17 protein-coding genes and 1 pseudogene are annotated in these 17,680 nt (G+C 73.0%); 10 read left to right on the top strand and 8 right to left on the bottom strand.

Features of this window, described 5'->3' with window-relative positions; genetic code table 11:
• Positions 1-81: 81 nt before the first annotated feature.
• A complete protein-coding gene (locus tag N4P33_RS07240) occupies positions 82-1,308 on the top strand; it encodes an acyl-CoA dehydrogenase family protein (protein WP_260825465.1) in 1,227 nt (408 codons plus the stop codon).
• A gap of 97 nt (positions 1,309-1,405) precedes the next feature.
• The gene (locus N4P33_RS07235) at positions 1,406-2,068 is read left to right on the top strand and encodes a transcriptional regulator (RefSeq protein WP_260825492.1); all 663 of its coding nucleotides are present in this window, start codon (positions 1,406-1,408) and stop codon (positions 2,066-2,068) included.
• Between the two features lie 31 nt (positions 2,069-2,099).
• Here the strand turns inward: N4P33_RS07235 and N4P33_RS07230 are convergent, their stop codons facing one another.
• From N4P33_RS07230 to N4P33_RS07210, 5 genes are all read right to left on the bottom strand, one after another.
• Positions 2,100-2,336, bottom strand: coding sequence for a DUF6213 family protein (locus tag N4P33_RS07230; RefSeq protein ID WP_190096812.1), 237 nt, complete (start codon positions 2,334-2,336; stop codon positions 2,100-2,102).
• A 25-nt stretch (positions 2,337-2,361) separates the two neighbouring features.
• Positions 2,362-3,747, bottom strand: coding sequence for an NADP-dependent succinic semialdehyde dehydrogenase (locus N4P33_RS07225; protein ID WP_260825464.1), 1,386 nt, complete (start codon positions 3,745-3,747; stop codon positions 2,362-2,364).
• 73 nt (positions 3,748-3,820) lie between these two features.
• Positions 3,821-4,285: an NUDIX domain-containing protein gene (locus N4P33_RS07220; protein WP_260825463.1), complete on the bottom strand. Its 465-nt coding sequence runs from the start codon at positions 4,283-4,285 to the stop codon at positions 3,821-3,823.
• Positions 4,282-5,820, bottom strand: coding sequence for an ATP-dependent DNA ligase (locus N4P33_RS07215; RefSeq protein WP_260825462.1), 1,539 nt, complete (start codon positions 5,818-5,820; stop codon positions 4,282-4,284). The genes N4P33_RS07220 and N4P33_RS07215 overlap by 4 nt, the downstream gene beginning before the upstream one ends.
• Before the next feature lie 66 nt (positions 5,821-5,886).
• Positions 5,887-6,822: an NAD(P)/FAD-dependent oxidoreductase gene (locus N4P33_RS07210; RefSeq protein ID WP_260825461.1), complete on the bottom strand. Its 936-nt coding sequence runs from the start codon at positions 6,820-6,822 to the stop codon at positions 5,887-5,889.
• A gap of 76 nt (positions 6,823-6,898) precedes the next feature.
• On the opposite strand from N4P33_RS07210, the gene N4P33_RS07205 reads away from it, so the two are divergent.
• From N4P33_RS07205 to N4P33_RS07180, 6 genes are all read left to right on the top strand, one after another.
• Positions 6,899-7,480: a helix-turn-helix domain-containing protein gene (locus tag N4P33_RS07205; RefSeq protein WP_260825460.1), complete on the top strand. Its 582-nt coding sequence runs from the start codon at positions 6,899-6,901 to the stop codon at positions 7,478-7,480.
• Positions 7,481-7,609: 129 nt separating this feature from the next.
• A complete protein-coding gene (locus tag N4P33_RS07200) occupies positions 7,610-8,587 on the top strand; it encodes an NADPH:quinone oxidoreductase family protein (protein ID WP_260825459.1) in 978 nt (325 codons plus the stop codon).
• The gene (locus N4P33_RS07195) at positions 8,584-9,765 is read left to right on the top strand and encodes an acyl-CoA dehydrogenase family protein (protein WP_260825458.1); all 1,182 of its coding nucleotides are present in this window, start codon (positions 8,584-8,586) and stop codon (positions 9,763-9,765) included. The genes N4P33_RS07200 and N4P33_RS07195 overlap by 4 nt, the downstream gene beginning before the upstream one ends.
• Positions 9,762-10,838 carry an acyl-CoA dehydrogenase family protein gene (locus tag N4P33_RS07190; protein WP_260825457.1) on the top strand — a complete coding sequence of 359 codons (1,077 nt, stop codon included), beginning with the start codon at positions 9,762-9,764 and terminating at the stop codon, positions 10,836-10,838. Before N4P33_RS07195 ends, N4P33_RS07190 begins: the two co-directional genes overlap by 4 nt.
• 178 nt (positions 10,839-11,016) lie before the next feature.
• A complete protein-coding gene (locus N4P33_RS07185; protein WP_260825456.1) occupies positions 11,017-11,880 on the top strand; it encodes a phosphatidylinositol-specific phospholipase C/glycerophosphodiester phosphodiesterase family protein in 864 nt (287 codons plus the stop codon).
• A 103-nt stretch (positions 11,881-11,983) separates the two neighbouring features.
• Positions 11,984-12,178 (top strand): hypothetical protein, encoded by a 195-nt coding sequence (locus N4P33_RS07180; RefSeq protein WP_260825455.1) that lies wholly within the window; start codon positions 11,984-11,986, stop codon positions 12,176-12,178.
• A gap of 24 nt (positions 12,179-12,202) precedes the next feature.
• Here the strand turns inward: N4P33_RS07180 and N4P33_RS07175 are convergent, their stop codons facing one another.
• Together N4P33_RS07175 and xylB are read right to left on the bottom strand one after the other, a co-directional pair.
• On the bottom strand, positions 12,203-13,414 hold the full coding sequence (locus tag N4P33_RS07175; RefSeq protein ID WP_260825454.1) for an ROK family transcriptional regulator: 1,212 nt from the start codon (positions 13,412-13,414) through the stop codon (positions 12,203-12,205).
• 198 nt (positions 13,415-13,612) lie between these two features.
• Entirely contained in the window at positions 13,613-15,058 is a 1,446-nt protein-coding gene (gene xylB / locus N4P33_RS07170; RefSeq protein WP_260825453.1) for a xylulokinase, read from the bottom strand.
• 95 nt (positions 15,059-15,153) lie between these two features.
• Between xylB and xylA the strand changes: the two genes are divergently transcribed.
• Both xylA and N4P33_RS07160 read left to right on the top strand, forming a co-directional pair.
• Positions 15,154-16,320: a xylose isomerase gene (gene xylA / locus N4P33_RS07165; RefSeq protein WP_260825452.1), complete on the top strand. Its 1,167-nt coding sequence runs from the start codon at positions 15,154-15,156 to the stop codon at positions 16,318-16,320.
• A gap of 522 nt (positions 16,321-16,842) precedes the next feature.
• Positions 16,843-17,343: a hypothetical protein gene (locus N4P33_RS07160; protein WP_260825451.1), complete on the top strand. Its 501-nt coding sequence runs from the start codon at positions 16,843-16,845 to the stop codon at positions 17,341-17,343.
• 5 nt (positions 17,344-17,348) lie between these two features.
• Here N4P33_RS07160 and N4P33_RS07155 read toward each other — a convergent pair.
• Positions 17,349-17,680 (bottom strand): annotated as a pseudogene (locus tag N4P33_RS07155) (SWF or SNF family helicase); the annotation flags it as partial.

Below are 17,680 nucleotides of genomic sequence, written 5' to 3'. Positions count from 1 at the left end.
GGGAGTTGACTTTTCCTACCCACCGGTAACAGACTGCGGTTACCGCAAGTAACACGCACGTGCGCCGCCGCTGGAGGGGACATGGCCGAGTTCACCATGGAGCTCAACGACGAACAGAAGGAGGTGCGGGACTGGCTGCACGGCTTCGCCGCCGACGTCATCCGCCCCGCCGCCGCCGAATGGGACGAGCGTGAGGAGACTCCCTGGCCGGTCATCCAGGAGGCCGCCAAGGTCGGAATCTACTCCCTCGACTTCTATGCGCAGCAGTACTTCGACCCCACCGGTCTCGGCATCCCCATGGCGATGGAGGAGCTGTTCTGGGGCGACGCGGGCATCGCCCTGTCGATCGTCGGCACCGGCCTCGCCGCCGTCGGCGTCCTCGCCAACGGCACCGAGGAGCAGATCGGCACCTGGATCCCGCAGATGTACGGCGACGCCAACGATGTCAAGGTCGCCGCGTTCTGCTCCTCCGAGCCCGACGCCGGCTCCGACGTGGCCTCGATGCGCACCCGCGCCGTGTACGACGAGGCCAAGGACGAGTGGGTGATCAACGGCACCAAGACCTGGGCGACCAACGGCGGCATCGCCAACGTCCACGTGGTGGTCGCGGTCGTCGACCCGGAGCTCGGCTCCAAGGGCCACGCCTCCTTCATCATCCCGCCCAACACCCCCGGACTGTCCCAGGGCCAGAAGTTCAAGAAGCACGGCATCCGCGCCTCGCACACCGCCGAGGTCATCCTCGACAACGTGCGCGTCCCCGGCTCCTGCCTGCTCGGCGGCAAGGAGAAGCTCGACGAGCGCCTCGCCCGCGCCCGGGAGAAGGCCAAGCAGGGCGGCGAGCGCGTGAAGAACGCCGCGATGGCCACGTTTGAGGCGTCCCGCCCGGCCGTCGGCGCCATGGCGGTCGGCACCGCGCGTGCCGCGTACGAGGTGGCCCTGGACTACGCGCAGACGCGGGAGCAGTTCGGCCGCCCGATCATCGACAACCAGGGCGTCGCCTTCCAGCTCGCCGACATGCGCACCCAGATCGACGCCGCGCGTCTGCTGGTCTGGCGTGCCTCCTGGATGGCGATCAACGGCAAGCCGTTCACGGCGGCCGAGGGCTCGATGTCCAAGCTGTTCGCCAGCGAGACCGCGAAGAAGGTCACCGCCCAGGCCATCCAGATCCTCGGCGGCAACGGCTACACCCGTGAGTACCCGGTGGAGCGCATGCACCGCGACAGCGCGATCTACACGATCTTCGAGGGCACCAGCGAGATCCAGCGCCTGGTCATCGCCCGCACCCTGTCGGGCATGCCGATCCGCTGAACCGGCATGAAGAGGGGCGACCCGGCGGCTTCCGCCGGGTTGCCCCTCCTCCGTCTCCGGGGAACCCTCGTGGGTGACCGACGCGACGGAGGACGCGATGACACGGACCGCCCGGGACCTGCTGGAGACGATCACCGCGGAGCTCGCCCCTGACCCGCGGTCCAACCCCCTCGTGCCGCTGATCGCCTCCGGCGAGGCGGACCGGGACGTCCTGGCCGTGCTCGCGCTGGAACAGATGTGGGTGATCCCCGCCGACCGCCGCGCGTTCCTCCACCTGGCCCTGCGGTCCACGGCCGAGCCTGAGGCGGACGCCTACTTCACCGCCCTCGCCCAGGGCGAGGCGGTCGCACAGCAGCGGCTGGGCGCGTTCGCCGCGGCGTGCGGCGTGGACGAGGCCCGCGCGTCCGCGTACACGCCCCTGCCGGGCTGCCAGGCCTACCCCGCCCATGTCGCCTGGCTGGCCCTGAACGCCGCACCGGCCGACGCCGTGCTGGCCCTGACCGCCAACTTCTCGGCGTGGGGCGGCTACTGCGCGACGATCGCCGGGGCCCTGCGCACGCACTACGGCTTCACCGACGATGCGTGCGGCTTCTTCGACTTCTTCGCCGAACCGGCCCCCGAACTGGACCGCACGGCCGAGCGCGCGGTCCAGGCGGCCCTGGACACCGGCCGTCTGGACGAGAACCGCGCACGCGCGTACGGCCATCTGCTGCAGAGCTACGAGTCGTTGTTCTGGCGGACCCTCAACCGGCCGACGTAGCACACGCTGCTAGCCGACGTAGCACACGCTGCTACGGCGTTCCGCCGCTGCTGTGGGCGATGCACGCCACGTCGATCCGGTCGGCCAGCTTGGCCAGCTCGATGGTGAGCGCCGCCACCGTGTCCTCGTCGAGCCCGTCCTCGCCGGCCTCGACCAGACGCACCCACCGGCCACCCACCGTCCGCAGCAGCTTGCTGACATCGGCCGCGGCCACCTGCAGGGTCCCGCGGTCGTCGACGATCAGAGGCAGAGTCACTTCGCGGTTCACAGATCGGATCGTAGCCCCGGAAGCATCACGCACCCTGCCAAACCGTGGTGATGTTGCAGAACTCGCGGATTCCGTGCCCGGACAGCTCACGCCCGTACCCGGACCGCTTCACCCCGCCGAACGGGAACGCCGGATGCGAGGCCGTCATGCCGTTGACGTACACGCCGCCCGCCTCCAGGTCCCGTGCGAACCGGTCGACTTCCGCCTCGTCCCGGGTCCAGACGTTCGAACTCAGCCCGAACAGGGAGTCGTTGGCGATCAGCACCGCCTCGTCCAGGTCCGCCGCACGGTACAGCGTCGCCACCGGACCGAACGCCTCCTCCCGGTGGATGCGCATCTCGCGGCCGATCCCGGACAGGATCGTCGGCTGGTAGTACCAGCCGGGCCCCTCCGGGCGCTCGCCGCCGCACAGCACGGTCGCCCCGCCGCGTACGGCGTCGTCGACCAGCTCCTCCAGGTCCTTGCGTCCCTGTTCGCTCGCCAGCGGTCCGACGTCCGTGCCCTCCTCCATCGGGTCGCCGACCTTCAGCGCCTTCATGCCCTCGGTGAAGCGCTCGGCGAAGGCGTCGTAGACGTCCGTGTGCACGATGAACCGCTTCGCGGCGATGCAGGACTGCCCGTTGTTCTGCACCCGCGCGGTCACCGCGACCTCGGCGGCCCGGTCCACGTCGGCGGAGGGCATGACGATGTACGGGTCGCTGCCGCCCAGCTCCAGCACCGTCTTCTTGATCATCTCCCCGGCGGTGGAGGCCACCGCGCGCCCCGCCGGCTCGCTGCCGGTGAGGGTGGCCGCCTTGACCCGCTCGTCCCGCAGGATCTCGTCGACCGCGCCGGAGCCGATGAGCAGCGTCTGGAAGCAGCCCTCGGTGAAGCCCGCGCGGTGGAACAGGTCCTCCAGGTACAGGGCGGTCTGCGGCACGTTCGAGGCGTGCTTGAGCAGGCCGACGTTGCCCGCCATCAGCGCGGGCGCGGCGAAGCGCACCACCTGCCACAGCGGGAAGTTCCACGGCATCACCGCGAGCACCGGTCCCAGCGGCCGGTAGCGCACCACGGCACGCGAGGCACCGGAGTCCTTCACGTCGGCGGCGTCGGGCTCCTCGTCGGCCAGCAGATCCGCCGCGCGGTCGGCGTACCAGCGCATCGCCTTGGCGCACTTGGCGGCCTCCGCGCGGGCCTGCTTGACCGGCTTGCCCATCTCGGTGGTCATCACCTGGGCGATGCTCCGCTGGTCCTCGTCGAGAAGGTCGGCGGCGCGGCGCAGCAGGGCGGCCCGCTCGTCGAAGCTCGTCGTCCGGTACGTACGGAACGTGGCCTCGGCGAGCTGGAGCCGGCGCTCGATCTCCTCCTCGCCCATGGCCTCGTACGTCTTGAGCGTCTCGCCGTTCGCCGGGTTCACCGTTGCGATGGGCATGGCCGACCTCCCTCGGGACTGTGCGTTTCGACCTTCCCGCGCGCCCGGGGGCGGCGCAACGCGGGAGGGTTCCTCAGGGCGAGTGCTCCGCCAGGCGGTCGAGAAACGCCGTCTGCGCCTTGACGATCACCTCGCGGGCCCGGTCCAGGGCGAACCACGCCACCCGGTCCAGCTCGGGGAACTCCTGGGTCCGCCCCGACCTCGGCGGCCACTCCATCTCGAACGTCCCCGGCACGACCGTCGCCGGGTCGAGATCGCCCTCCACGGCCCACGCCGTGACGATCTTGCCGCCGGACTGCCGGACCTCCCCGAGCGGTACGGCCTCACCGTCCGGCGGCGGCAGGCCCAGCTCCTCCTGGAACTCCCGGCGGGCCGCCTCCCAGGCCGGTTCGGCGGGGTCGTACTCGCCCTTGATCAGGGTCCAGGCGCCGGTCTCCCTGCGGGCGAAGAACGGGCCGCCCATATGACCGAGCAACACCTCCAGGCCCTGATCGGTGTGTCGGAACACCAGCAGCCCGGCGCTGCGGGCGCCCGTCACGGCCGCACCTCCGGATGCGCGGCCAGCAGGGACTCGACGGTGTCCGCCTCCTCGGGGCGCTTGTCCTCGCGGTAGCGGACCACACGCGCGAAGCGCAGGGTGACACCGGCCGGGTAGCGGGTGGAGCGCTGGAGGCCGTCGTAGGCGATCTCCACGACGAGTTCGGGGCGCACGGTGACGACGTATCCGTCCTCGTCGACGGCCAGCTCCCGCAACCGTTCGGTCTGCCAGGCCAGCATCGCGTCGGTCATGCCCTTGAAGGTCTTGCCGAGCATGGCGAAGCCGCCGTCCGCGGTGCGGGCACCCAGGTGCAGGTTGGACAGCTTGCCGGTGCGCCGGCCGTGGCCCCACTCGGCGGCCAGCACCACCAGGTCGAGCGTGTGCACCGGCTTGACCTTCAGCCAGGAGGCGCCGCGCCGGCCCGCGCTGTAGGGCGCGTCGAGGCCCTTGACGACGACCCCCTCGTGGCCGCGTTTCAGGGTCTCGGCGAGGAACTCCTCCGCCTCGGACGCGTCGCCCGGTCCGGACACCACCGTGCGCCGGACCCGCATCGGCTCGGGGACGAGCCGGGCCAGTTCCGCGTGCCGCCCGGTGAACGGCAGGTCCAGCAGGTCGCGGCCGTCGACGGACAGCACGTCGAAGAAGACGGGGGAGACCGGGACCTCGCGGGCGGCCGTGGCCACGTCCACCCGCGAGCCGACCCGGCCGGCGGTCTCCTGGAAGGAGCGCGGCCGGCCGTCGGCGTCGAAGGAGATGACCTCGCCGTCCAGGATGAACCGCTCGCCCCGCAACTCCCGCGCGGCCCGGGTGACTTCCGGCAGCCGGTCGGTGATGTCGTCCAGGGTGCGGGTGTGCACGCGCACGGTGTCGCCGTCGCGGTGCACCTGGACGCGGATGCCGTCCAGCTTCTCCTCCACCGCGCAGGCGCCCAGCTTCTCCACCGCCTCGGCGACCGAGGAGGCGCTGTGCGCCAGCATCGGCAGCACCGGCCGGCCGACCGTGAGCCGGAACCGCTTCAGCGCCTCCGGTCCGTCCGCCAGCAGCGCCTCGGCCACCGTCTGCAACGAGCCCGCGAGCATCACCGCCCGCCGCACGGCGTCCGGGGGCGCCCCGGTCGCCTGGGCCAGCCCCTCCACGGCGACCGCGTCCAGGGCGCCCTGCCGCACCTCGCCGGTGATCAGCCCGAACAGGAAGCGCTGCTCGTCCTCGGTGGCCGCGCCCATCAACTCCCCGACCAGCCGGGCCCGCTCGGCCTGAGAGCCGGGCCCGGACACCTTGCCGAGCGCCCCGAGCAGCGCGTCGACCTCTCGCACGGTCAGCGTCGGCTCGTCGGCGGGAGCCACCGGCCGGCTCAGCACCTTCCAGCCCACGCCGAGCCGCCCCTGCGGCAGCCGGCCCGCCAGATACGGGATGACGATCGGCACGTCCTCCGCCTCCGCCTCGCGGAACAGCTCGGCGAGCAGAGCGATCTTCCGGGACCGCGCCGAGGTGGCGGCGACCTCCTGGGACACACGGGCCAGCCGGGTCAGCAGCATGCAGCCATGGTGCTACGGAGGCGTGCGCTCCACACCCGGGATACGTGGTGGTGTCTTTTCACGCGTTTACACGGCGGCGTCCAGTTCGCTCATCAGCAGGTCGCCCACGATCGCCGCCGCGGCCCGGTAGCCGCCGCTCGCCGCGTGGATCACCTGCTCGGCGAAGCCGATGGCATTGCCCGCCGCCCACACGCCCGGCACGGTGGTCAGGCCGGTCGCGTCGACCACCGGGTACGTCCCGAACGGCGTCTCGTTCATCTCCGCACCCAGCTTCTGCAGCAGTCCCGTCTGCGGAACCGGGCGCGGGCCGACGTAGAGGACCGACCGGGCGTGGGTCGAACCGTCCGCGAGGCGCATCCCGGTGAGCCGGTCGTCGTCGATCACCAGCCCGGCGACCTCGCCGGGTACCACGGCCACCCCGGCGGCGGCCAGCCGGCGCAGATCCTGGTCGGACAGCTCCTCCTCGGCGACCGCGTGCAGGAAGAAGGTCACGTCCTTGGACCACTGGGACACCATCAACGCCTGGTGCACGCTCGCCGCGCTCGACGCCAGCACCCCGAACGGCTCGTCCCGCACCTCCCAGCCATGACAGAACGGGCAGTGCAGCACGTCCCGCCCGAACCGCTCGGCTACCCCGGGGACGTCGGGCAGCTCGTCCTTGAGCCCGGTGGCGACGATCAGGCGCCGGGCGCGCACCTCACGCCCCGCCTCCAGGGCGACGGTGAAGTCCTCGCCCCTGGCCACGTCCGACACCCGGTCCCGGACCAGCTCGACGCCGTACCGCGCGATCTCCTCCCGCCCCGCGGCCAGGAACTCGGCCGGTGACATGCCGTCCCGCGACAGATAGCCCTGCATGTGCGAGGAGGACGCGTTGCGCGGCTCGCCCGCGTCCACCACCAGCGTCCGGCGCCGGGCCCGGCCCAGCACCAGCGCGGCGGACAGCCCGGCCGGGCCGCCTCCGACGACGACCACGTCGTAACGGTTGTTGTGGAACTCGTTCATGGTGACCACCTCCAGGACGACCGTCTCCCACCGCTGCGGGATTGACAAACTTCTTTGCCGAACCTGCAATATCGATATGACGACGGACGATGTACTCGCGGAAGTGGGCCCCCGGCTGCGGCGGCTCCGGAAGGAGCGGGAGGTGACGCTCGCGGCGCTCTCCGAGACGACCGGGATCTCTGTCAGCACCCTCTCGCGGCTGGAGTCCGGGCTGCGCAGGCCCAGTCTGGAGCTGTTGCTGCCGATCGCGCAGGCGCACCAGGTGGCGCTGGACGAGCTGGTGGGCCGGCCCCCGGTGGGGGACCCCAGGGTGACGGCCAAGCCCCTGGTGCGGCACGGGCGTACCTACTGGCCGCTGACCCGGCAGCCAGGAGGCCTTCAGGCCTACAAGGTGCTGGTGCCGCAGGGCACGGAGGAGCCCGAGCCGCGCACTCACGAGGGCTACGAGTGGCTGTATGTGCTCTCCGGGCGGCTGCGGGTGGTGCTGGGCGAGCACGACGTGGTGATGACCGCCGGTGAGGCCGCCGAGTTCGACACGCGCGTGCCGCACTGGTTCGGGTCGACGGGGGAGGGGCCGGTGGAGTTCCTCAGCCTGTTCGGGCCGCAGGGGGAGCGGATGCATGTGCGGGCGCGGCCGAAGCGGGCGCGGCGTGCCTGACCTGTCTGTTCCGTGAGTGACGCGTCTTACTCGCGGCTGAGGCGCGTCCGGCTGTTCCCTCATCGGCAAGCGACCGCTTAGTATGCGAACCGACCCCGGTCAGACGAAGCAGTCCCGTGGAGGCCCCGCATGCAGGCATGGCAAGTGCACGAGAACGGCGAGCCGGGCGAGGTGATGCGGCTCGAGGACGTCGAGACGCCCGCCCCCGGCGACGGTCAGGTCCTGCTGAGGGTGCGCGCCGCCAACATCAACTTCCCCGACGCGCTGCTGTGCCGGGGCCAGTACCAGGTCCGGCCGCCGCTGCCGTTCACGCCGGGCGTGGAGATCTGCGGCGAGACCGAGGACGGGCGCCGCGTGATCGCCAACCCGGCGCTGCCGTACGGCGGTTTCGCCGAGTACGCCGTCGCCGACGCGAGGGCGCTGCTGCCCGCGCCCGAGGCGCTGGACGACGCCGAGGCGGCCGCCCTGCACATCGGCTACCAGACCGGCTGGTTCGGCCTGCACCGCCGGGCCGGTCTGGAGGCCGGCGAGACGCTGCTCGTCCACGCTGCCGCAGGAGGGGTCGGCAGCGCGGCCGTGCAGCTCGGCAAGGCGGCGGGCGCCACCGTCATCGGCGTCGTCGGCGGCGCCGGGAAGGCCGCCGTCGCCCGCGAGCTGGGCTGCGACGTGGTGATCGACCGGCGCGAGCAGGACGTCGTCGCCGCCGTCAAGGAGGCCACGGGCGGCCGGGGCGCCGACGTGATCTACGACCCGGTCGGCGGCCAGGCCTACGCCCAGTCCGCCAAGGTCGTCGCCTTCGAGGGCCGGATCGTCGTCGTCGGCTTCGCCAGCGGCACCATCCCCAGCCCGGCGCTCAACCACGCCCTGGTGAAGAACTACTCGATCCTCGGCCTGCACTGGGGCCTGTACAACACCAAGAACCCCAAGCTGGTCCAGCACTGCCACGAGCAGCTCACCGAACTCGCCGCACGCGGCGCGATCAAACCGCTGGTGAGCGAGCGCGTCCCGCTCGCCGGTGCCGCCGCCGCAGTCCAGCGCGTCGCCGACGGTGTCACCACCGGCCGCGTCGCCGTGCTGCCCTCGCTTCAGAACGGAGCCGCCGCATGACCGACGCCGCCGAACTGCGCCGCCGCACCCAGGAGTTCCTCGCGGCGCACCCGCCCGCCGAAACCGACCGTCTCGACTTCCTGCGCGCCCGCTTCGACGCCGGACTCGCCTGGGTGCACTTCCCCGAAGGACTCGGCGGACTCGGCGCGCCCCGCTCCCTCCAGGCCGTCGTGGACGCCGAGCTGGAGGCCGCCGGAGCGCCCGACAACGACCCCCGGCGCATCGGCATCGGCCTCGGCATGGCCGCGCCGACCATCCTCCAGTACGGCACCGAGGAGCAGAAGCAGCGCTTCCTCAAGCCGCTGTGGACCGGCGAGGAGGTCTGGTGCCAGCTGTTCAGCGAGCCGGGCGCCGGATCCGACCTGGCCGCGCTCGGCACGCGCGCGGTGCGGCAGGGCGACGAGTGGGTGGTCAACGGGCAGAAGGTGTGGACGTCCAGCGCCCATGTCGCCCGCTGGGCCATCCTCATCGCCCGCACCGACCCGGACGTGCCCAAGCACCGGGGCATCACCTACTTCCTGTGCGACATGACCGACCCCGGCGTCGAGGTGCGGCCGCTGCGCCAGATCACCGGCGAGGCCGAGTTCAACGAGGTCTTCCTCACCGACGTCCGCATCCCCGACTCCCGCCGCCTCGGCGAGGTCGGTGACGGCTGGCGCGTCGCGCAGACCACGCTGAACAACGAGCGCGTCGCTATCGGCGGCATGCGCCTGCCCCGCGAGGGCGGCATGATCGGCCCCGTCGCCCAGACCTGGCGCGAACGCCCCGAACTGCGCACCCACGACCTGCACCAGCGGCTGCTGAAGCTCTGGGTCGACGCCGAGGTCGCCCGCCTCACCGGCGAACGCCTGCGCCAGCAGCTCGTCGCCGGCCAGCCCGGCCCCGAGGGCGCCGGCATGAAGCTGGGCTTCGCCCGCCTCAACCAGGCGATCAGCGGCCTGGAGGTGGAACTCCTCGGCGCCGAGGGCCTGTTGTACGACGACTGGACCATGCGCCGCCCGGAGCAGGTCGACTTCACCGGCCGCGAGGCCGGCTACCGCTACCTGCGCGCCAAGGGCAACAGCATCGAGGGCGGGACCAGCGAGGTCCTGCTGAACATCGTCGCCGAGCGCGTCCTGGGCCTGCCGGCCGAGCCGCGCACCGACAAGGACGTCGCATGGAAGGACCTCGCCCGATGACTGACCTGTTGTACTCGGAGGAGGAAGAGGCGCTGCGCGCCGCCGTCCGTGACCTGCTCACGGACCACTGCGACGCGGCCGGCGTGATCGCCCGCGCCGAGACGGACACCCCGCACGACTTGTCGCTGTGGAAGGCCCTCGCCGACGGCATGGGCCTCGCGGGCCTGCTCGTCCCCGAGGACCGGGGCGGCCAGGGCGCCACCCACCGCGAAGCCGCCGTCGTCCTTGAGGAGCTGGGCCGAGCGGTCGCTCCCGTGCCGTATCTGACCGGCGCGATCGTGGCCACCGAGGCGCTGCTCGCCTGCGACGGCGAGGGAGAGCTGCTCGCCGAGCTGGCCTCCGGGCGGAAGATCGGGGCCCTCGCCGTCGGACTCCACACCGCTCCGGGTGGCGTATTCACGACCGTTCGCGCCGAGAACGGCACGCTGCACGGCGCGTTGACGGCCGTCGCGGACGCAGCCGTCGCCGACGTCCTGCTCGTCCCCGCGGACGACGGCGGGCTGTACGCGGTGGACGCCGACGCGGTCACCGTGACCCCGCAGACGTCCCTGGACCTCACGCGGCCCGTCGCCAAGGTGACGTTCGACGCCGCCCCGGGCCGCCGGATCGGCGACGCCGAACCCGCCGTACGACGTGCCCTGCGGGCCGGTGCCGGACTGCTGGCCTCTGAGCAACTGGGGCTCGCAGAATGGGCGTTGACCGAAACCGTGCGGTATCTGAAGGACCGCAAGCAGTTCAACCGCCCCGTCGGCGGCTTCCAGGCGCTCAAGCACCGGCTCGCCCAGCTGTGGCTGGAGGTCGTCAACCTCCGCGCCGCCGCTCGCGCCGCCGCCGACGCCCTCGCGACCGGCGAGGACGCCGACGTGTCGGTCGCCGTCGCCCAGGCCTACGCGCCCTCCGTCGCCGTGCACGCGGCCGAGGAGGCCCTGCAACTGCACGGCGGCATCGGCATGACCTGGGAACACCCGGTGCACCTCTACCTCAAGCGCGCCAAGGCCGACTCGATCGCCTACGGCACCGCGGGCGCCCACCGCGAGGCGCTGGCCGAACTGGTGGATCTCCGGGCGCCCTGATCCGCGGACCGACCGGAGCCCGTTCCCGCGAGGGGGCGGGCTCTTTCGCTCGCGCCCTGCGCCGGTGAGGTGAACCCCCGGCGGCGGATCGGCCAACTCCCCGCAGGGCCCTGCTCCTTGGCCCCGTGCGGACCTCATACTCCTTGAGGTCCCACAGGCCCTTCCAGGGAGGCAGAGCATGGCCCTCACCACCCGTCGCAGAGCCCTCACCACCCTCGGTGCCGCCCTCGCCGGCTCGATCGCGCTGCCCGCCACGCAGGCGCTGGCCGGTGAACAGGGGCACCGCCCGCGCCCTTTGTGGCGCGCCCACGCCCACAACGACTACGAGCACCCGCGCCCCCTGCTCGACGCCCTCGACCACCGCTTCGGCAGCGTCGAGGCCGACATCTTCCTCGTCGACGGCCAACTCCTCGTCGCCCACGACCCCGTGGACCTCGACCCGTCCCGCACCCTGGAGTCCCTGTACCTCGACCCGCTCGCCGCCCGGGTCCGCGCGAACCGCGGCTCCGTGTACCGGGGGTACTTCAAGCCGCTCCAGCTGCTCATCGACATCAAGACCGAGGGCTCGTCCACCTACGTGGAACTCGACCGTCATCTGCGCCGCTACCGGCACCTGTTCACCGCCTACACGCACGGCCGGGTACTGCCCGGGCCGGTCACCGCCGTCGTCTCCGGCGACCGCGCCGCCCGGCTGCCGATGGAGGCACAGCGGGTGCGCCGCGCCTTCTACGACGGCCGGCTCGCCGACCTCGGCGGTCCGGCGCGGGCCTCCTTCATCCCGCTGATCAGCGACAACTGGACGCTGCACTTCACCTGGCGGGGCGCCGGCGTGTTCCCGGACGCCGAGCGTGCGAAGCTGCGCGAGATCGTGCGCACCGCCCATGCGCGCGGGCAGAAGGTGCGCTTCTGGGCCACCCCGGACCTGCCCGGCCCCGAACGCGACGCCCTGTGGGGTGAACTGGTCGCCGCGGACGTGGACTACCTCAACACCGACGACCTGGCGGGCCTGGAGTCCTTCCTCGACGCATACCGTCCGGCCTAGACACCACTCGTTCGGAGGACACGCCAGCCGCCCGGACGAACCCTCCGCTACGCCACACTTGCGGCCGAACGCCGCGAAGCGGACGTGGCGGAGGAGGTTGACGATGGCCGTTTCCATCTCTGTGGTGCTGCTGCTGGGGATCCTGGCGGTGATCTTCCTGCGCAACGGCGGGCTGAAGTTCTCCCACGCCCTGGTCTGTCTGCTGCTCGGCTTCTACCTGGCCAGCACCAGCATCGCCCCCACCATCCACAGCGGCCTCACGGCGACGGCGGACATCGTCAGCAGCCTGCGGCCCTGAGCCGGCCCGGTGTCTGACTGTGCGTCAGGCCCGCTCGGACACCGCAGCCGGGTCGTCCAGGACGCCCCGGACCACCGAGTGCGCCGCGCCAAGCAGCGGTCCCTCCGGGCCCAGCGCCGAGACCGTGACGGGGCAGGCCGGGCCCGCCGTCCGCCGGGCCAGCTCCGATCGCAGCGACGGCAGCAGCCAGGGCGCGAGAGCCGCCAGCGCGCCGCCCAGCACCACACGTTCCGGGTCCAGCAGATTCACCGCGCCGGTCAGGGCGATGCCGAGCGCGGTTCCCGCGTCGTGCAGGGCACGTCGTACGTCCGTGTCGCCCTCCTCGGCGCGGCCCGCGAGCAGACCCACGCGGTCCTCACCGGGCTCCAGACCCGCCGCCCGCAGCACGGCCTCCTCACCGGCGTACTGCTCCAGGCAGCCGCGTCCCCCGCAGGGACACGCGGGCCCGTCCGGGTGCACCGGCACATGACCCAGCTCGCCGGCGAATCCGCGGTTGCCGTGCAGCAGCCGTCCGTCGACGACCACGGCCGCGCCGATGCCGATCTCCGCCGACACATGCAGGAAGTCCCGGCCGGTGTCCTCGCCGAGCCAGAGTTCGGCGAGCGCGCCGAAGTTGGCCTCGTTGCCCACCGTCAGCGGGTACCGGGCCGGGAGCAGCGCGCCGAGATCGGTGTCCTGCCAGCCGAGATTCGGTGCGCGGACGACGGTCCGGGCGTCACGGCCCACGAGACCCGGCACGGCCACCGCGAGCCCCGCCGGCCACAGGCCCTCCCCCTCCGTCTCCGCGACGACCCGGTCCATCAGCTCCGTCAGTTCCGCGATCACCGGCTCGGGGGCGCGGTCCCGGTTCGCCACGCGCCGTACCGCCCGCGAGCGGACCTCGCCGCGCAGGTCGACCGCGCACACGGCGAGATGGTCGACACCCACCTCGGCGCCGAGGCCGGCGGGTCCGTGCCCGCTCACCGCGAGCGCGGAGCCGGGGCGGCCCACCCGGCCGGGACGCTCGGGGCCGAGCTCCTCCAGCAGCCCCGAGCGGATCAGTTCGTCGACCAGGGTCGACACCGCGGCCCGGGTCAGTCCGATGCGCGAGGCGACGGCGGCCCGGGACAGCGGCCCCTCGGCGCTCACGGTGTGCAGGACGCGCGAGAGGTTGCGGCGGCGCATGCCCTGCTGAGTGTCGGGCAGCGCCCGCCCGGCACCGGCGGCCGGTCGTGCCTCGTGCAGCGGTGCGCTCATGCCTCCGTCAGTCCTCGGTCGGTCGTGCGTGGGCGGCCTTGCGGCCGGGGGTGGCCTTCGCGCCCTCGGCGACTGCCCGTGCCGGGGGGCGGCTCGGCCGCGTTGTCGGTCGTGTCCGTTCAGGGCCTCGGGCGGCGGTGCCGGCGGGTCGTGTCCGTTCGTCGGCCGTATCCGTGCAGCGCCCCGGCGGCGGTGCCGTCAGGTCCTGTCCGTCCCGCGCTCCAGCAGCGGGGCCGCGTCGGAGCGTACCCCGGCGATCCTGGCCAGCGTGCTGTCGTCCCGTTCCACGGCGTCCAGGACCGGACCCGCTGCCGTGTTCCAGCGGCGGGCGACCGCCGCCGGATCCTCGCCGGTGAGCAGCCCGGCCGCCTGGGCCGCCGCGCCGAGCGCGACCAGTTCCTTCGCCTCGGGCACCTGCACGGGTCGTCCCGACAGCCGCCGTACCGTCTCCTGCCAGGCCGTTCCGCGGGCGCCGCCGCCGATCAGCAGCAGGGGCGCCGACGGGTCCGCGTCCTCGTCGAGGACGAGCTCGAGCGCGCCGAGGAGGGAGTGCACGGCACCGTCGTAGGCGGCCTGGAGCAGCTGGCCGCCGGTGGTGTCGTGGCGCAGCCCGTACAGCAGTCCGGCGGCGTTCGGGAGGTTCGGGGTGCGTTCGCCGTCCAGGAACGGCAGCAGCGTGACCTCGCCGCCCGGCTCGACGGCCTCGCGGTCCAGGCCCAGCAGCGCGGCGACGCGGTCCACGGCGAGGGTGCAGTTCAGGGTGCAGGCGAGCGGCAGCCAGTCGCCGCGGGCGTCGGCGAAACCCGCCACGGTGCCGCTCGGATCGGCGGGCCGCCGGCGCGACACGGCGTACACCGTGCCCGAGGTGCCGAGGCTCATCACCGGCACACCTGGCCGCAGCCCGAGGCCCAGCGCGGCGGCCGCGTTGTCACCGGTGCCGCACGCCACCAGGGTGCCCTTCGAGAACGGCAGGTCGTGGCTGTCGCGCACGGTTCCCGCCACCTCGCCGGGGCGCACCACGCGCGGCAGCAGCGCCGGGTCCAGCCCCACGTGGGCGAGGATCTCCTCGTCGTACGCCTCGGTCCCGGACGCCCACCAGCCTGTGCCGGAGGCATCGCCGCGGTCGGTGGTGCCCTGCCCGGTGAGCCGCTCGGTGAGGTAGTCGTGGGGGAGCCGTACCGCCCTGGTGGCGCGGACCGCCTCCGGCTCGTGCTCCGCCAGCCAGGCCCACTTGGTGACCGTGAAGGAGGCGGCGGGGACACTGCCGGTGCGTTCGGCCCAGAACTTCGCGCCGCCCAGCTCCTCGGTCAGCCGGCGCGCCTGCGGCGCGGAGCGCACGTCGTTCCACAGCAGCGCCGGACGCACCGGCTCGCCGTGCTCGTCCAGGGTGACCAGTCCGTGCTGCTGCCCGCCGACCGACACCGCCGCGGCCTCGTGCGCCGGCTCACCGCACTGGCGCAGCGCCTCGCACAGCGCGTCCCACCACTGGCGCGGATCGCTCTCCCGGCCCGCGCCCGAGGTCACCGTGTGCGGCGCCTGGCCGCTCGCCACCACCCTGCCGGTGGCGACGTCGACGACCAGCGCCTTGGTGGACTGGGTGGACGAGTCCACGCCGACGACGAGCGGACCCTCGGCTGCTGACATCGGTCTCTCCCTCTTCCGGGTTCCCAGGAACGCGTTCGCATACTAATTTGTAAACCGCCATGACGAAATAGCCTCAGCGAGCAAGGAGCCGCGGCATGAGCCACCAGCCCACCCCCGAGGACAAATTCACCTTCGGCCTGTGGACCGTCGGCTGGCAGGGACGGGACCCCTTCGGCGACGCCACCCGGCGCGCCCTCGACCCGGTCGAGTCGGTGCGGCGCCTGGCCGAGCTGGGCGCCTACGGGGTCACCTTCCACGACGACGACCTCATCCCCTTCGGCTCGAGCGACAGCGAGCGCGAGCAGCACGTCAAGCGGTTCCGGCAGGCGCTGGACTCCACCGGCATGAAGGTGCCGATGGCCACCACCAACCTGTTCACCCACCCGGTGTTCAAGGACGGCGCGTTCACCGCCAACGACCGCGACGTGCGCCGCTACGCGCTGCGCAAGACCATCCGCAACATCGACCTCGCCGTCGAACTGGGCGCGCAGGTGTACGTCGCCTGGGGCGGACGTGAGGGCGCCGAGTCCGGGGCGGCGAAGGACGTACGGGTGGCGCTGGAGCGGATGAAGGAGGCCTTCGACCTGCTCGGCGAGTACGTCACCTCCCAGGGCTACGACCTGCGCTTCGCCATCGAGCCGAAGCCGAACGAGCCGCGCGGCGACATCCTGCTGCCCACCGTCGGGCACGCCCTGGCGTTCATCGAGCGCCTGGAGCGGCCCGAGCTGTACGGCGTGAACCCGGAGGTCGGCCACGAGCAGATGGCCGGGCTGAACTTCCCGCACGGCATCGCGCAGGCGCTGTGGGCGGGCAAGCTGTTCCACATCGACCTCAACGGCCAGTCCGGCATCAAGTACGACCAGGACCTGCGCTTCGGCGCGGGTGATCTGCGGGCCGCGTTCTGGCTGGTGGACCTGCTGGAGTCGGCCGGCTACAGCGGCCCGCGGCACTTCGACTTCAAGCCGCCGCGGACCGAGGACCTGGACGGTGTGTGGGCGTCGGCCGCGGGCTGCATGCGCAACTACCTCATCCTCAAGGAGCGCGCGGCCGCCTTCCGCGCGGACCCCGAGGTGCGGGAGGCGCTGCGCGCGGCCCGCCTGGACGAGCTGGCCCAGCCGACCGCGGCGGACGGCCTCCAGGCGCTGCTGGACGACCGGTCGGCCTTCGAGGACTTCGACGTGGACGCGGCGGCGGCACGAGGCATGGCCTTCGAACGGCTCGACCAGCTGGCGATGGATCACTTGCTGGGGGCGCGAGGCTGAGGGTCGTGGACGGTGCGGGCGCGGGCTCTCGCCTGACGGTGTGTCTGGTGAGAGTCCGCGTCCGCGGTGTCGTCCGCGCGACGTGCTGCACGCGTACGTGCGGCGTGGGGGTCACGCACGCGTGCGTGCCGGTGCAATGGCCAGGCGCGTGTCTCCGTGCCGTGAGCGGCACTGGGCACGAGGGTGACGGCGGGACACCACGCGCGCGTGTCAGTGCGTGCGCCTGAGCTGCCGCGCACGTGTGCGTGTCGGTGGGGCGCCGGGCGTCCGTGCGGCGGCGGGACGCCTGGGCGTGGGGTGCGTGGGTTCGATGGGGCGCCCGGGCGTGCGTGCGCGGGTGCGATGGGGCGCCCGGGCGTGCATGCGTGGGTGCGATGGGGCGCCTGGGCGTGCATGCGATGGGGCGCCCGGCCCGTGTTGATGCCGGTGTGTCGCCACGTGCGCGTGTGTGTGCTTCGGTGACGGCCTCCCTTCCGCGCGGCATGCTCGCGTCGTGTCCTGTCGGCGGCGACCATGGGGCGCATGGCCATTCCACCCGTACCGCCCCGGCCGCCGGCCGGACCGCCGGACGACGTGCCGCCTCCGGGCGGTGGTTTCGGACCGCCCTCGTACGGTGGCGCACCGCCGCCCGAGCCCCCGGACGACCACGGCGGCGGGGCCCGCGGGCCCGGCGGGCGCAGGGTGCTGCTCGTCCTGCTCGCCGCGATCGTGGCCGTCACGGCCCTGTCCCTGATCGTGCTGTTCGCCTCGGGCGACGAGGGCTCTCCGGACACGGAGCCGACCGGAACAGGCACCCGTGGCTCGCCCGACCCCTCCCTGGGCATCCCTTCCGAGCTCCCCAGCGGTCTGCCGAGCCGGCTGCCGTCCGGATTCCCCACCGAGCTCCCGAGCGAACTCCCGTCAGGTTTCCCGTCCGAGGTGCCGTCCGACTTCCCGACGGCGTGGCCGTCCGGGTTCCCCAGTCACCTGCCGAGCGGCCTGGAGTCGCTGCTGCCGTCCCTGGGCGAGGCCGCCGCGAGGTGACCTGCTCAGCCGAGGGCCTGCCGTTCCCCCGATCCGCGCCCCGACCCAGGCGGGCAGCCCTGGTCGCCGGCGGCGCCTTCCGCCGTCGCCAGTGCGGTCGCCGGGTCCTGGGCGGGGGCTCCCGCCGGGGTCCAGCGGCCGCGCTCCTTGCGGTAGGGCCACCAGCGGCCGTCCCGTCCGAGGCGCAGCTGGTGCGGTGTGCCTACGACGGTCCAGCGGTTGGCGCGGGCGCTCAGGCGCGGGCGTTCGTCCTCCTCCCAGGCCGAGTCGAGGGCCGCACGCGCACGTGCGAGGGTCTCGCCGTCCACCGTCCACTCCTCGTCGAGCACCGCCAGCG

It is taken from the genome of Streptomyces sp. 15-116A (assembly GCF_025290915.1).
In the GTDB taxonomy this organism is placed as follows: domain Bacteria; phylum Actinomycetota; class Actinomycetes; order Streptomycetales; family Streptomycetaceae; genus Streptomyces.
This window is presented reverse-complemented; position numbering and strand designations above follow the sequence as displayed.

Coding starts and splice junctions, on each gene's coding strand:
- N4P33_RS07240 (WP_260825465.1), top strand. CDS start 82: ATGGCCGAGTTCACCATGGAGCTCAACGACGAACAGAAGGAGGTGCGG.
- N4P33_RS07235 (WP_260825492.1), top strand. CDS start 1,406: ATGACACGGACCGCCCGGGACCTGCTGGAGACGATCACCGCGGAGCTC.
- N4P33_RS07225 (WP_260825464.1), bottom strand. CDS start 3,747: ATGCCCATCGCAACGGTGAACCCGGCGAACGGCGAGACGCTCAAGACG.
- N4P33_RS07215 (WP_260825462.1), bottom strand. CDS start 5,820: ATGCTGCTGACCCGGCTGGCCCGTGTGTCCCAGGAGGTCGCCGCCACC.
- N4P33_RS07210 (WP_260825461.1), bottom strand. CDS start 6,822: ATGAACGAGTTCCACAACAACCGTTACGACGTGGTCGTCGTCGGAGGC.
- N4P33_RS07205 (WP_260825460.1), top strand. CDS start 6,899: ATGACGACGGACGATGTACTCGCGGAAGTGGGCCCCCGGCTGCGGCGG.
- N4P33_RS07200 (WP_260825459.1), top strand. CDS start 7,610: ATGCAGGCATGGCAAGTGCACGAGAACGGCGAGCCGGGCGAGGTGATG.
- N4P33_RS07195 (WP_260825458.1), top strand. CDS start 8,584: ATGACCGACGCCGCCGAACTGCGCCGCCGCACCCAGGAGTTCCTCGCG.
- N4P33_RS07190 (WP_260825457.1), top strand. CDS start 9,762: ATGACTGACCTGTTGTACTCGGAGGAGGAAGAGGCGCTGCGCGCCGCC.
- N4P33_RS07185 (WP_260825456.1), top strand. CDS start 11,017: ATGGCCCTCACCACCCGTCGCAGAGCCCTCACCACCCTCGGTGCCGCC.
- N4P33_RS07180 (WP_260825455.1), top strand. CDS start 11,984: ATGGCCGTTTCCATCTCTGTGGTGCTGCTGCTGGGGATCCTGGCGGTG.
- N4P33_RS07175 (WP_260825454.1), bottom strand. CDS start 13,414: ATGAGCGCACCGCTGCACGAGGCACGACCGGCCGCCGGTGCCGGGCGG.
- xylB (WP_260825453.1), bottom strand. CDS start 15,058: ATGTCAGCAGCCGAGGGTCCGCTCGTCGTCGGCGTGGACTCGTCCACC.
- xylA (WP_260825452.1), top strand. CDS start 15,154: ATGAGCCACCAGCCCACCCCCGAGGACAAATTCACCTTCGGCCTGTGG.
- N4P33_RS07160 (WP_260825451.1), top strand. CDS start 16,843: ATGGCCATTCCACCCGTACCGCCCCGGCCGCCGGCCGGACCGCCGGAC.